15 protein-coding genes are annotated in these 14051 nt (G+C 43.1%); 12 read left to right on the top strand and 3 right to left on the bottom strand.

Translation table 11 applies throughout. From position 1 onward, the window contains the following. The first annotated feature begins 6 nt into the window (after positions 1-6). The 7 genes from dnaG to R2B72_RS04315 all read left to right on the top strand — a co-directional run bounded on the left by dnaG (position 7) and on the right by R2B72_RS04315 (position 7257). On the top strand, positions 7-1821 hold the full coding sequence (gene dnaG, locus R2B72_RS04345; RefSeq protein WP_318615056.1) for a DNA primase: 1815 nt from the start codon (positions 7-9) through the stop codon (positions 1819-1821). A 34-nt stretch (positions 1822-1855) separates the two neighbouring features. After that, positions 1856-2980 (top strand): RNA polymerase sigma factor RpoD, encoded by a 1125-nt coding sequence (gene rpoD / locus R2B72_RS04340; protein ID WP_318615055.1) that lies wholly within the window; start codon positions 1856-1858, stop codon positions 2978-2980. A 63-nt stretch (positions 2981-3043) separates the two neighbouring features. Then, on the top strand, positions 3044-3598 hold the full coding sequence (locus R2B72_RS04335; protein ID WP_318615054.1) for a hypothetical protein: 555 nt from the start codon (positions 3044-3046) through the stop codon (positions 3596-3598). 69 nt (positions 3599-3667) lie between these two features. Continuing rightward, positions 3668-4807, top strand: coding sequence for an acyl-CoA dehydrogenase family protein (locus R2B72_RS04330; RefSeq protein ID WP_318615053.1), 1140 nt, complete (start codon positions 3668-3670; stop codon positions 4805-4807). Positions 4808-4946: 139 nt separating this feature from the next. Beyond that, on the top strand, positions 4947-5318 hold the full coding sequence (cccA, locus tag R2B72_RS04325; protein ID WP_318615052.1) for a cytochrome c550: 372 nt from the start codon (positions 4947-4949) through the stop codon (positions 5316-5318). 125 nt (positions 5319-5443) lie between these two features. Further along, positions 5444-6142: a tRNA (adenine(22)-N(1))-methyltransferase TrmK gene (locus tag R2B72_RS04320; protein WP_318615051.1), complete on the top strand. Its 699-nt coding sequence runs from the start codon at positions 5444-5446 to the stop codon at positions 6140-6142. Next, the gene (locus R2B72_RS04315; RefSeq protein WP_318615050.1) at positions 6139-7257 is read left to right on the top strand and encodes a Nif3-like dinuclear metal center hexameric protein; all 1119 of its coding nucleotides are present in this window, start codon (positions 6139-6141) and stop codon (positions 7255-7257) included. The genes R2B72_RS04320 and R2B72_RS04315 overlap by 4 nt, the downstream gene beginning before the upstream one ends. A 283-nt stretch (positions 7258-7540) precedes the next feature. Here the strand turns inward: R2B72_RS04315 and R2B72_RS04310 are convergent, their stop codons facing one another. Together R2B72_RS04310 and vrrA are read right to left on the bottom strand one after the other, a co-directional pair. Further along, the gene (locus R2B72_RS04310) at positions 7541-8518 is read right to left on the bottom strand and encodes a 4-hydroxy-3-methylbut-2-enyl diphosphate reductase (protein WP_318615049.1); all 978 of its coding nucleotides are present in this window, start codon (positions 8516-8518) and stop codon (positions 7541-7543) included. A 200-nt stretch (positions 8519-8718) separates the two neighbouring features. Beyond that, a complete protein-coding gene (vrrA, locus tag R2B72_RS04305; RefSeq protein ID WP_318615048.1) occupies positions 8719-9171 on the bottom strand; it encodes a VrrA/YqfQ family protein in 453 nt (150 codons plus the stop codon). A gap of 113 nt (positions 9172-9284) precedes the next feature. Here vrrA and R2B72_RS04300 point away from each other — a divergent pair, with 113 nt between their 5' ends. Beyond that, entirely contained in the window at positions 9285-10580 is a 1296-nt protein-coding gene (locus tag R2B72_RS04300; RefSeq protein ID WP_318615047.1) for a DEAD/DEAH box helicase, read from the top strand. Next, entirely contained in the window at positions 10577-11485 is a 909-nt protein-coding gene (locus tag R2B72_RS04295; RefSeq protein ID WP_318615046.1) for a deoxyribonuclease IV, read from the top strand. The genes R2B72_RS04300 and R2B72_RS04295 overlap by 4 nt, the downstream gene beginning before the upstream one ends. Before the next feature lie 130 nt (positions 11486-11615). On the opposite strand, the gene R2B72_RS04290 is transcribed toward R2B72_RS04295, so the two are convergent. After that, a complete protein-coding gene (locus R2B72_RS04290; RefSeq protein ID WP_318615045.1) occupies positions 11616-11864 on the bottom strand; it encodes a hypothetical protein in 249 nt (82 codons plus the stop codon). Positions 11865-11976: 112 nt separating this feature from the next. Here R2B72_RS04290 and R2B72_RS04285 point away from each other — a divergent pair, with 112 nt between their 5' ends. From R2B72_RS04285 to R2B72_RS04275, 3 genes are read left to right on the top strand one after another with little or no spacing between them, the layout of a single operon-like run. Beyond that, positions 11977-12747 carry a metal ABC transporter ATP-binding protein gene (locus R2B72_RS04285; RefSeq protein WP_318615044.1) on the top strand — a complete coding sequence of 257 codons (771 nt, stop codon included), beginning with the start codon at positions 11977-11979 and terminating at the stop codon, positions 12745-12747. Then, positions 12744-13610: a metal ABC transporter permease gene (locus R2B72_RS04280; RefSeq protein WP_318615042.1), complete on the top strand. Its 867-nt coding sequence runs from the start codon at positions 12744-12746 to the stop codon at positions 13608-13610. The genes R2B72_RS04285 and R2B72_RS04280 overlap by 4 nt, the downstream gene beginning before the upstream one ends. Then, a complete protein-coding gene (locus tag R2B72_RS04275; protein ID WP_318615041.1) occupies positions 13607-14023 on the top strand; it encodes a transcriptional repressor in 417 nt (138 codons plus the stop codon). Before R2B72_RS04280 ends, R2B72_RS04275 begins: the two co-directional genes overlap by 4 nt. Positions 14024-14051 lie beyond the last annotated feature (28 nt).

Here is a 14051-nt window from a genome sequence, read left to right as displayed (position 1 = left end):
GATACGTTGACGAAAATACCAGAAGAAACAATTGAAGCTGTCCGCTCGAAGACCGATATTGTAGATTTGATCGGTGAATACGTGCAATTGACGAAAAGGGGAAAGAACTGGTTTGGGCTTTGTCCGTTTCACGGTGAAAGTACACCTTCCTTTTCAGTTTCCGAGGATAAGCAACTATTCCATTGTTTTGGTTGCGGTGCAAGTGGCAACGCGATTACATTTGTCATGGATATCGAAAATAGTCCGTTTACGGAAGCGGTTGTCAAATTAGCTGGTCGTACTGGCATTGAAATTGATGCAGTTATTGGTGATGAAACCGAAGCGCAACCCCGTCATGAATTTAAGTCTATGATTGAAGCACATGCCCTTGCGGCAAACTTTTACAGTCATTTACTGCTAAACACTGTGGAAGGCGAAGAAGCGTTGCAATATCTTGAAAAAAGAGGATTTACGAGGGATAGTATCGAAAAATATGGTATAGGATGGTCACTCAATGATTGGGAAGCATTGACAAGCCTCTTGAAACGAAAAAATTTCGATATGAAAGATATGGAACGTGCAGGGCTGTCTATTATGAAAGATGATGGGACAGGCTATTTTGACCGATTCCGTGGGCGTATCATGTTCCCGCTACGTGACGATAATGGAAACGTTGTAGGGTTCTCGGGACGGATTTTATCCGGCTCAAAACAGGAAGCGAAATATTTGAATAGTCCTGAAACCCCGATATTCGAAAAAAGTCATATTCTGTACAATTTTCATAATGCACGTCTTAACGTACGAAAATCGGGTAAAGTAATACTGTTTGAAGGATTTATGGATACGATATCGGCTGATCGTGCGGGCGTAACGAATAGTGTGGCAGTTATGGGCACAGCATTGTCCGATAAGCATCTTTTAAAATTAAAAAGAATTGCAAAAGAAATCATCATTTGCTGTGACGGTGATGACGCAGGCTGGGAAGCTGCGAAACGCTTTGCAGACATGGCGATGAAAAAAGGAATGGATGTTCAAGTTGCTCTGTTACCAGGGAAGATGGATCCTGATGACTATATCACGCAATTTGGTGGCGAAGCTTTTCGTGAAAAAGTTATCGATAATCCACATTCATTCATGTCATTCATCATGGCTTATGCCAAACGGTCCAAGAACTTATCTTATGAAAATGATGTGTTGCAATATATTCATGAAGTGCTGGAAGAATTGGCCCTGCGAACATCGCCGGTAGAGCGGGATCTCTATATTCGACAACTTTCAACAGAAACGGCTGTGTCTGTTGAGGCCATTCAACAACAATTTATTAAAATGGCTGGACATCAGGCGAAAAAAGCGAAAGCAGAGCCACTCCCCGGAGAGACAATGCGAGTGCATAATCCAGTCCGAGAAGAGAAGAAAACGGGTACGGAACGAGCCGAGCGTTTGTTGCTTTATCATTTATTAAATGATGGGGCATTGTTTGATCGTTTACAGAAGGACAAGCAAAATCTGTTCATTCGGGATGATTACACGGCGATTTTCGTACGACTTGCGGGATTTTACGAACAATATGGAACTCCGGATTTCCACAGGTTTGCCGAATCGATGGAGGACCGTGAACTACGGAAAATTGTCTTGGAAGCAGCTATGGTGGAAAGAGATCCTGAACAAGCACAAGCAGAAATTAATGATTGTATTCATCATTTGGAAAAATATCAGATCAAATTAACCATTCAAGCAAAAATGCACGAATCGAGAGAAGCAGAAAAGATGAAGGATCATACCCGGGCGCTGGAGCTGGCCAGGGAAATTATACAGCTCCGGAAAACATTGACGACATTATAGTCGTATTCCGGTGTACTAAGGAGGAACGGGTAAGATGAGTAAAAAAGAATTAGCTGGAGATATGGAACACGAATTGACAATTGAGGAAGCAAAAGCGAACCTATTAGAGGGCGGAAAGAAATCAGGAGAACTAACGCTTGATGAAGTGACGGAAAAATTGGCGGCATTTGAAATGGAGCCAGAACAGTTTGAAGAATTCCTAGATTTGATTGAAGCGCAAGGGATTGAAATGGACCGTAAAGCAGACGACGAATCTGGGGAAGAAGGCGGCAAACCGGCTGCGGAAGAAATGCAGTTCGATTTGAATGATCTAAGTGTACCGCCGGGTGTTAAAATCAATGACCCTGTTCGCATGTATTTGAAAGAAATTGGTCGTGTAGACTTGTTAACGGGCGCAGAGGAAGTTGAATTAGCCATTCGTATTATTGCTGGCGATGAAGAAGCGAAAAAGCGCTTGGCAGAAGCCAATCTTCGTCTAGTTGTCAGTATTGCCAAACGCTACGTAGGGCGTGGTATGTTGTTCCTCGATTTGATTCAGGAAGGAAATATGGGTCTCATTAAGGCAGTTGAAAAGTTCGATCATACGAAAGGCTTCAAGTTCAGTACGTATGCGACTTGGTGGATTCGTCAAGCGATTACGCGTGCTATCGCGGATCAGGCACGTACGATTCGTATTCCTGTTCATATGGTTGAAACGATCAATAAGCTCATTCGAGTACAACGTCAATTATTGCAGGATCTTGGACGCGAACCGTCTCCAGAAGAGATTGGCGAGGAAATGGATTTGACGGCGGAAAAAGTACGTGAAATCTTGAAAATTGCTCAAGAGCCTGTGTCGTTGGAAACACCAATTGGGGAGGAAGACGATTCGCACCTAGGTGATTTCATCGAAGATTCCGAGGCGCAATCTCCGTCGGACCACGCAGCCTATGAATTACTAAAAGAACAGTTGGAAGATGTACTCGATACATTGACAGACCGCGAAGAAAATGTACTTCGTCTACGCTTTGGATTGGATGATGGGCGCACCAGAACACTCGAAGAAGTTGGAAAAGTATTCGGTGTGACAAGAGAGCGAATTCGTCAAATTGAGGCAAAAGCACTTCGTAAGTTGCGCCACCCATCAAGAAGTAAAAGATTGAAGGATTTCCTAGAGTAAAAAAACTACACCGGCATATTTATCATGCCGGTGATTTTTTAGTGTCAAGGAGCGATAAATCTTATGAACCAACAGCGAAAACGAATTATTATTTCTGAAATAAAGTATTGGAAACATAATAAATTATTGCCCGCACATTATTGTGATTTTCTCATTACACTTTACGCGCGAGGGGAAGAGGATAATGAGCGGGAAGTAAAAGCTTCCGAGTCGATTTTTGTTAAAGAAAAGAAGAGTTTAAATCGGACAGTTTTCTTCCTGTCTATATTAGCGGTAGTCGTCAGTGCCGGGATGTTTATCTTTACACAGTATCCCGGAATGACAATGACTTTGGCGGCAGTACTTGCTGTTGCTTTTTTGCTGATAACTCTACGTAAAAAGGCGAACCAAGCATTAGCACCTTTTTTATACATAATCGTTTCTTTTATGCTGCTGATCATGTCATTGAAAGTATGGTTTGTCTTTTTTGAAGGGCATACAATGTTACTTCTTGGGTTACTGATGTTGAACTGTTCACTGTGGTTGTTTGCGGGACGACTGTTAAAGCTATTGTATTTTACGATCTCCGGAACCGCGGGTATATTATTGATTATTGGATTCCTACTTCTTTCATTTTAGTAGTTGTGAAAGTAGTAGCGAATTCGCTATAATTAAAGTGTAAGCGTTTACAACGAAGGGGATGAAGTTGTGAATTTCGATTTGACAGAAGAACAGCAGATGATTAAAAAGATGATTCGGGCATTTGCGGATGACGTTGTTGCACCCGGTGCTATTGTGCGTGATCGAACAAAAGCGTTTCCTGTAGACATCTTTCAACAGCTGTCTGACATGGGGATGATGGGCTTGCCATTTTTGGAGCAATACGGGGGTGCAGGAGCTGATACCATAAGCTTCGCTATTGTGACCGAGGAATTAAGTCGTGCTTGTGCATCGACGGGAATTACTTATTCAGCACATATTTCGCTTGGGGGAGCACCGCTGCATTTATTTGGCACGGAAGAGCAGAAACAGCGTTATTTGACACCAATTTGTACAGGTGAATCATTTGGTGCATTTGGCTTAACAGAAGCAAATGCTGGTTCGGATGCGGGGGGGACGCAGACGACGGCTAAAGAAGATGGCGATGATTTTGTCATTAATGGTTCGAAGGTGTTTATCACAAATGCGAGTTATGCTAAGCATCTCGCAATTACCGCGATTACGGGGAATACCAATGGGCAAAAAGAAATTAGTGCGATTATCGTGCCAACGGATGCAAAAGGTTTTACCATCATCGACAATTATGAAAAAATGGGGCTACATGCTTCCAATACAACAGAACTCGTGCTTGACAATGTCCGTGTGCCTAAAGAAAACCTGCTAGGGACGCGAGGCGACGGTTTCCGCCAGTTCTTAGTCACATTGGATGGTGGACGTATCGGTATCGGTGCAATGGCTGTGGGGATCGCTCAGGCGGCTTTTGACCGAGCGCTCAGTTATTCAAAAGAACGCAAGCAATTCGGGAAAACATTAGCCGAATTCCAAATTACCCAATTTAAATTAGCAGATATGGCGCTGAAAATTGAACTGGCACGCAATATGGTGTATAAAGCAGCTTGGTTAAAAGACCAAGGACGTCCATTTTCAAAGGAAGCATCGATGTGTAAGCTTTATGCGTCAGAAATTGCGATGGAAGTAGCGACGGAAGCCATCCAAATTCATGGCGGCTATGGCTATATGAAAGAATATGAAGTCGAACGCTATTTGCGCGACGCAAAATTATTGGAAATTGGGGAAGGGACTTCAGAAGTCCAGCGCATGGTTATTGCCCGACTGATTGGCTGTTAAGGTGAAAAGTTTGTCGAAATTGTTACAGCGCTTTAAAAGATAATCGATAACTCTTTCAGTTTTCAATTGAATACAGTACAATAACAATTGTGCACTGTATTTAATACAGAAAATGAACTTAATGAAGGAGGGTAATTTAATGGGTAAAAATCCTGTAGTACCTTATATCCTAATTTTTGCGCTTGGGCTTGGTCTTATTTTCTTCATGTCCCTCTATGGACTTGATCAACAAAAAGAGATCGCAAATAAGGGTGAAGAAGGTAAAACTGAAGATGTTGCTGAATCAGCAGAATTCGATCCTGAAGTTGCAGTTGGTAAATGTATCGGCTGTCACGGTGGAGACTTGACAGGCGGTATGGGTGGAGCTGCTCCATCACTAGTTGGAACAAGTCTTTCTAAGGATGAAATTAAGAATGTCATTCTAAATGGTTCAGGCGCAATGCCAGCTGGAATCATCAAAGAAGATGCCGAGCTTGACGCAATGGCAGATTATATTCTATCACTTAAATAATTCTTACGATGTAAAGAGCTGTCAGTCAGCAGAAGAACTCTGTAGACTGATGGCTTTTTATATTGTCTAAAGTGTAAAATGGTACAATATCTTATACAATGCTAACAATGAAAGGTGAGGATAATGTGAATACAGAACGTTTATCAACTAGATTGGCGACAGTCGCTTCTTTTGTCGAAACAGGGGCCGTTGTTGCAGACATTGGCAGTGATCATGCCTATTTGCCATGTTTCCTTGTTCATAATGGAACGGTGCAAAAAGCGGTTGCTGGAGAAGTTGTCAAAGGGCCATATGAATCTGCTGTGCGAAATGTTCGACGTGAAGGCCTATCATCTGCGGTGACGGTGCGATTGGCAAATGGCTTGTTTGCAATTGAAGAAGGGGATGCGGTCGATACCGTAACAATCGCTGGGATGGGTGGACCACTCATTGCGACTATCCTTGAAAGTGGTAAAAATCGACTTCGAGGTGTGAAGCGCATTATTGCGCAGCCGAATATATATGCAAAAGCCATTCGTGAGTGGGCTGTTGCCAATGATTGGATCATTTATAACGAGGCAATTTTAAAGGAAGATGGCAAAATCTATGAAATCATCGTCCTGGAAAGAGGAACAGCTACATACGACGAATTACAACTGCTCGTAGGGCCTTTTTTACTGCAGTCCAAATCAGCAGTATTTTTGGAAAAGTGGGAGAGGGAATTGTCGGAATGGCAACGTGTGCTTAGCTCTCTTCAACAGGCAGAACAAACAGAGGCTATCCAAGCGAGGAAACAGGAATTGCTCACGCATATCGACTTTGTCGGAAAGGTGCTGGCGACATGAAAAAAGTCAATGGCCATGAAATTATTGGTCTGTTTGAACAATGGTCGCCAAAACGCTTTGCGATGGATGGTGATCCCATAGGTCTTCATATTGGGCAGTTGAATCGACCAGTGGAAAAAGTACTCATTACGTTGGATGTCAATGAAGAAGTGATTGATGAAGCCATTCAGCAAGGGGCAAATCTTATCATTGCTCATCATCCACCTATTTTCAGACCGTTAAAAAGTCTGCAAACGGACACACCACAGGGTAGAATGATTGAGAAATGCATTAAAAACGATATAGCTGTCTACGCAGCGCATACCAATTTGGATGTTGCACCAGGTGGCGTCAATGATATGCTAGCTGCAAAACTGGGATTGCTAGATACAGCTGTCGTTGAACAGACATTTTCTGAGCCACTTTACAAATTAGTCGTTTTTTGCCCTGTTACACATGCCGAAGATCTTAGGCAAGCATTGGCACAAGCGGGTGCAGGTTCTATTGGTGATTACATGGGTTGTAGCTTTAGTTCATCTGGGACAGGCCGTTTTACGCCAGTTGGAGGTGCTGACCCGTATATTGGCGAAATCGGTCAAAGTGAACAAGTGCAAGAAGAGAAAATTGAAGTTGTCTTACCAAGTACTATTCGTAATAAAGTACTGAAGGCTATGCTTGTCGCACATCCTTATGAAGAACCTGCCTACGACTTTTTTGTCCTTGATCAACGGACCAATGAATATGGTCTTGGGCGAATTGGCAAGTTAGAGAAACAAACGACACTTGCACAGTTTGCTGAACATGTGAAACAAGTATTTGGAGTACCGGCTTTGCGTTTTGTGGGTAATCCAGATAAGGAAATTCGAAAGGTTGCGGTTCTTGGTGGCGATGGCAATAAATATATCGGTGCTGCGAAAAGAGCGGGTGCTGATGTGCTTGTCACGGGAGATTTATATTACCATGTGGCGCATGATGCTGAAGCAATGGGGCTTGCTGTCATTGATCCGGGGCATAATATTGAAAAAGTGATGATTGAAGGTGTCGTAGATTATATGCAAGATGCTTGTGTGGAGGCTCGCTATAATGTGAAGTTTATCAAATCAGCTGTCATTACTGAACCATTTCACTTCATCTGAATTCAGCAGAAGACTGCCACTTTTATAGGTGGCAGGTGTTAGCGATTTTGTTCCCTGTTCAGGGGGTGTTCAAACTCCCGCTGAACCCAGATAAAGCCTCCGGCGGATGTCACGGATTTTTAAGGGAGCTTAAGAAGGCAGTCTAAGTACGCGACGTCCTGTCGCAACGACTGCATGACCTACTTCCTGTAGGCCCCAAGCTCGAAAAAAATCCGGACGCAATCACGCCGAGGCGTGATTGATCTGATAAAAAAACCGACCTCACGAATGGGGTCGGTTCACTTTACGTGGTCGCATACGGTTCAATGCGTTCAACAGGTGTTGGATTTTTAATTTTCGGCAGAATTTTTTCTAATTGGAATTTGCGCTCTGGGTGATGAGTTGTCGGATCTTCCGCATCAAACTTCTCAAGGAAGGCAATCACTTCTCGGACAATCAGCGTAGGTGTAGAAGCACCAGCTGTCACGGATACCTTTTGGACACCTGTTAACCAGTTGACATCAAGTTCTGATACATCTGAAATTCGATACGATGGTGTCTGGGCAATTTCAACTGACACTTGCGTAAGGCGGTTCGAGTTATTGCTTTTCGGATCTCCCACAACAATTAGCAAATCTGATTGCCCCGCTTGTTCTGCAACGGCTTCCTGTCGTACCTGTGTGGCCATGCAAATTTCCTTATGCACTTCAATATGGGGATATTTCACTTGCAGTGCGTCCATAATATGAACAACATCCCATTGACTCATCGTCGTTTGGTTTGTGACAAGTAGCTTGCGATTGTTGACGTCAAGATTGTCAACGTCTGTAAGTGTCTCGATTAAATGAACCGCGTGTGGTGCGACACCGATTGCACCTTCAGGCTCGGGATGATTCTTTTTACCAATATAAATAATATCATAGCCCTCTGCCGTTTTTTCCTCAATCAAATCATGGGTGACAGTGACATCAGGACAGGTCGCATCAATCGACACAAGTCCTTTTCTTTTTGCTAGCTCACGGACTTCGGGTGAAACGCCGTGGGCTGTGAAAATAATTGTACCTGTCTCCACTTTTTCGAGAATTTCTAAGCGATTTTCACCGTCGAGCGTAATGATACCGTCTTCTTCAAAGGCATCCGTAACATGTTTGTTATGGACTATCATACCCAATATATAAATAGGTCTCGGCAACGTTTTGTCGAGTGCCGCATTTCTCGCAATAATCATTGCATCGACAACCCCGTAACAATACCCTCTCGGGGAAATCTTCAATACTTCCATGCATCATTCACTCCTCTAAATAGGATCTACTATCCATTATAGCGGAGTCTGCTAGTTGATTCAATTTCGCCGCGGCGAAATTGCGTCCAAATTTTGAATTGCGCTCGGGGCAATTCAAAATTTGTGACATCCGCCAGAGGCCAACTTGAATGAGTAAGGAGTTTGAACTCCTTACTCATTCAAGTTCAAAAATATAGGATTTAAGGTTGGAAAATGCGTGGAATGGATGCGCCGAGTGAGGCGCTGGCTGCCGACGAAGCGCTGGCTGCTGCCCCAGCCCCTGCTGCCCCTGCTGCCGGAAGCCCTTGGAAGCCTTTGTACAGTCTCCACATAGCGGGTAAATTTTGAACCATTGGGGCGAATTGCTGAACCATTGGCGCAAATTGCTGTGCAGTATTGAGAAACTGGTTGGCAGTTTGCATATAGGATTCCATCTTTGATGGACCTTGTTGTTGACCTGGATTGGTCGCAGGACCGCCTAATGGATTATTCACAGAATTGCCCATTTGATTCCCCATAGGACCGCCATTTTGGAAAGGCTGATTCGGCATCTGCATTGGGCCCATTTGCGGAGGCATTCCGAAGCCCATTTCTCCCATAGGAAGTGGATTGGCTGGCTGTTGCGCGAACGGATAAAAGGATTCGTACCTCATAATTTTCTCCTTTCAAAAAATCAGAATGAACTTTCACATTGTATACTATGCGAAAATCGCATACGGCGGAACAGAATCGTGTTATAATAAGACTACGATTAGGAGGAACACCAATGTCTAAATTTACTGATTACCAATTTAAGCCGTTTATTCGGGAAGCTATCGGGAAGCTTGGCTTCGAAAACCCGACACCGATTCAAAAAGAGATGATTCCACTCATCCTGAAAGGGACGAATGCCATCGGACAAGCACATACAGGAACAGGGAAGTCTCATAGTTTCCTGATCCCAGTATTGGAACGGATAGATGCAATTGACGATGAGCTACAAGCAGTGATTTCCGCACCAACGCGAGAATTGGCAACGCAATTGTTTGATGAACTTGCCAAGATGACCGAAGGAACGGATGTACGCAGCTCATTGCTTATTGGCGGGACAGATAAGCAACGTTCAATAGGTAAGTTGAAATCGAATCCACATATCGTTGTTGGGACACCAGGACGGATTAGCGATATGGCTGAAAATGGTGCGCTTGCTATTCATACAGCCAAAATTTTAGTGATTGATGAGGCAGACCTTGCATTTGACATGGGCTTTATCGAAGATATCGATAAGTTTGCGTCGAAAATGCCAGCTAACCTTGAAATGTACGTATTTTCAGCAACCATTCCTGAGAAATTAAAACCGTTTTTGAATAAATATATGGACTCACCGGTTCATGTTAAAATCGGTGAACGCAAGCCGTTAACGGAAGGTATGCGCTATTCTTTAGTCCCTGTACGCAGTATGAATAAAAGAAAAAAATTATTACATGTTATTGAATCCATCAACCCGTATTTGGCGATTATCTTTACCAATACACGTCAAAATGCAGATGGATTAGCCGATTTTCTTGCTGAAAATGGTATTAAAGCAGGGAAAATTCACGGTGATCTAACACCACGTGAACGGACGCGGATGATGAAACAAATCCGTGATTTGGATTATCAATATATCGTTGCGACAGATCTTGCAGCGCGTGGCATTGACATTCCCGGAGTCAGTCATGTAATCAACTTCGAATTACCTGATGAGCTAGAGTTTTTCGTTCACCGTGTAGGACGAACAGCACGTGCAGGATTAGAAGGGACTGCGATTACATTGTACGAGCCATCTGATGATGATAAAATTGTCAAAATTGAGAAGCTCGGTATTCCATTTATTCATGAAGATGTGAAAAATGGTGAATGGATTGAAGTAAAAGAACGTCATGCACGACGTAATCGTGTTAAAGAAGAGGATGATATTGACCGTAAGGCGACGTCATTCGTTCGTAAACCTGCAAAAGTAAAACCAGGTTATAAAAAGAAAATGGCACAGCAAGTGGAGCGCTTTAAAAAGCGTGAAAGGAGATTGGCACGTAAAAAATGACAAATGATAAACCCTTATTGCTCGGCTCTCACGTTTCGATGAGTGGCAGTAAAATGTTACTCGGTTCGAGTGAGGAAGCGGCAAGCTACGGCGCTAGTACGTTTATGATTTATACGGGGGCACCTCAGAATACGCGGAGGAAGCCAATTGAAGAACTCAATATCGCAGCGGGCCAATTGCATATGGCGGATAATGGACTATCCAATATCGTTGTCCATGCACCTTATATCATTAATATTGCGAACACGTTAAAGCCAGAAACCTTCGAACTTGGTGTAAGTTTTTTACAGAAGGAAATTGAACGCACTGCTGCGCTTGGCATCGACCAGATTGTCTTGCATCCAGGGGCTCATGTTGGAGCAGGTGTCGATTTGGGCATTGCTAAAATTATTGAAGGGCTGAACGAAGTACTTTCCCAAGATTATCCGGTGCGTATTGCACTCGAAACAATGGCGGGCAAAGGCACTGAATGTGGCCGAAACTTTGATGAGATTGCGGCGATTATTGATGGTGTGAAACATAATGAGCGGTTATCTGTTTGTTTTGATACGTGTCACGTCCATGACGCAGGCTATGATATTGTAGGGGACTTTGAAGGTGTGCTGAATGAGTTCGATAAAATCATTGGACTAGACAGAATTTCTGTTATTCATGTCAATGATAGTAAAAATGAGCGGGGGGCTATGAAAGACCGCCATGAGAACATCGGATTCGGTCATATCGGCTTTGAACCACTTTCTTACATCGTTCATCACCCAACATTTCAAGCTGTTCCTAAGATTTTGGAAACGCCTTTTGTTGGGGAAGATCCGAAAAAGAAATTGTCACCTTATAAGCTTGAAATTGAAATGTTGAAGGCGAAATCATTTCAACCCGAAAAAATCGAACAATTAAAAGCTGAATAATAATAACCCGTCTGCAAGGGGTATACCATGCAGACGGGTTTTATTTGATTGAAATGGCCGAGTACAATTCTAATAATTACCCAGCTTAACTCATAATTGCAACTCTAACACCAAACAGTTTCAACTGGCATTATTTTGTCGTATTAATATATTTTTGAAAGAGAATCTCCGTTTTTTTATTACCAATCGCTCTTCGAATTTTGTTGATGAACGACTCGGGAACGCCAGTGAACAGCCAATGGAAGGACACGTCATCTAGTAAAGGACGCAGCGCCTGGATTTCTGTGATTGAAAGATCGACACCATATTGCCCCGCAAGAACTTTGACATCCTCGTCACTTCTCGTTTTCACTTCATGTAATAATTGCGCATAATCCATTTCAAACACCATCTTTCTTAAAAGGTTGTGTCCTTTCATCCCATAGTATATAATTCAACAAGTGAATCGGAATGATTCCGGTTATGGGTGGAAGAAAGGATCATATAATAACATGACAAAAACAATTATTCAATTAGACGATGTGAGTTTTAGTTATGAGCAATCCATTGCTCTAGATCATATATCTCTCCAAGTAGGGGAAGGGGAATTTTGGGCGCTCATTGGCCCCAATGGTTCTGGTAAATCAACACTGATCAATATTATTCTCGGTCTTCTTAAACCTACAAGTGGCTCGGTAAAGTTATTTGGTGAGGACATAGAAATGTTTAACCACCGGGAACGGATTGGCTATGTGTCGCAGAAATCGAATTCATTCAACTCAGGTTTCCCGGCGACTGTGCTCGAAGTTGTGCGCAGTGGCTTGACACGAAAAGTAGGTCTATTTAAAAGTTTTACGAAACAGCATGAGCAACAGGCAGTAGAGGCACTTCGAATTGTTGGCATGGAGAAATTGGCAAGACAGAATATCGGTCAATTATCTGGCGGTCAGCAGCAGCGGGTTTTCATCGCACGGGCGCTTGCAGGTAAACCAGATTTGCTTATTATGGATGAGCCAACGGTGGGAATTGACCAGCAGAACGTTACATCGTTCTATTCTATGCTCAATATGCTGAATCGTGAGCATGGTATTGCGATTGTACTCGTGACACATGAAATTGATTTGGTTACGGATTTGGCGACGCATGTGGCTTGTCTCAATCGGACGATTCATTTCCACGGTGTCCAATCGGCTTACAAAAATATGGAAGACCAAGATGTTTCGAGATGGTATGGCCATCCTGTACGGCGCATTCATCAGCAGTCGGCGGAGGTGGAGCAATGATTAGCGCAATTTTATCATATGAATTTCTACAAAATGCATTTCTTTCAGGTCTAATTATTGGTATCATCGCCCCGTTGCTTGGTTTGTTTATCGTCGTTAGGCGTTTGGCGCTCATTGCGGATGCGCTCAGCCATGTTGCGCTAGCAGGTATCGCAGGAAGTCTGTATTTAAGCCAGCAAGTTCTATTTTTTGCTGCGCTGAATCCGGTGTATCTTGGGATTGCTTCCGCAGTCGGCGGCTCACTACTCATTGAAAAATTGAGAGGGGCTTATCGCCATTACGAAGAACTCGCCATACCGGTGATTTTATCGGCCGGGATTGGACTCGGTGCGATTTTCATTTCATTATCCAAAGGCTTCGGCTCGGATTTGATTGGTTATTTGTTTGGCTCTGTGTCAGCTGTAAGCAGACAGGATCTTGTCGTTGTGATGATGATTGCAATCATCGTGATTGCTTATGTCCGCTTTATGTATAAAGAACTGTTTGCCCTGTCATTTGATCAGGATTATGCCAAAGTATCTGGTGTCAATTCACGTTATATCCAGATGGTTTTTATGATAATTACTGCGCTGGTGATTGGGGCTTCGATGCGTATTGTCGGAATTTTACTTGTGTCCTCGCTTATGACGATTCCTGTTGCGGCGGCGATGCAACTGGCGAAAAGTTTTAAAAGTGCTATGATATACTCGATTGTATTTGGAGAAACAGCCGTCATCGTCGGACTTGTGACGGCCTATTATTTGGACATAGCTCCTGGAGGGACAATCGTTATTACGTCCATTGTTATTTTACTAATCGTTCTTTTGTGGAATAAATTACGGGCGAGACATAACGCTCGTGTTATCAAGGGGGGCATTGTATGACACTCGATGAGGCATGGCGTATCCTACAAGACAAGCAATTTAAGCGGACAAAAAATCGGGAAACAATTTTACAATTTTTCTCGCAAAATGATCGCTATCTCACAGCAGCTGAAGTACGAAGTTTTATGGAACTTGACAACCCAGGGATTAGTTTCGATACGATTTATAGGAACCTCACAACCTTTGCAGAGCTTGGTATTTTAGAGGAAACGGATTTGATGGGGGAACGTCATTTCCGAATGCAATGCGACGCGAGCGTCCATCACCATCATTTCATCTGTACAGCTTGTGGTAAGACACGGAGCATTCCACATTGCCCGATGGAGATGATTACAGTCAATCTACCAGATTATGAGGTGGAAGGGCATAAGTTTGAGATTTACGGTAAATGTCCATTATGTGTGGCGAATTAAAAACGGTGTGAAACTCTAAACTTCGAGT

The sequence above is a fragment of the Sporosarcina sp. YIM B06819 genome, assembly GCF_033485175.1.
Taxonomy (GTDB): domain Bacteria; phylum Bacillota; class Bacilli; order Bacillales_A; family Planococcaceae; genus Sporosarcina.
The sequence above is the reverse complement of the archived record's forward strand: the minus strand, read 5'-3'. Positions and strand labels throughout refer to the sequence as shown.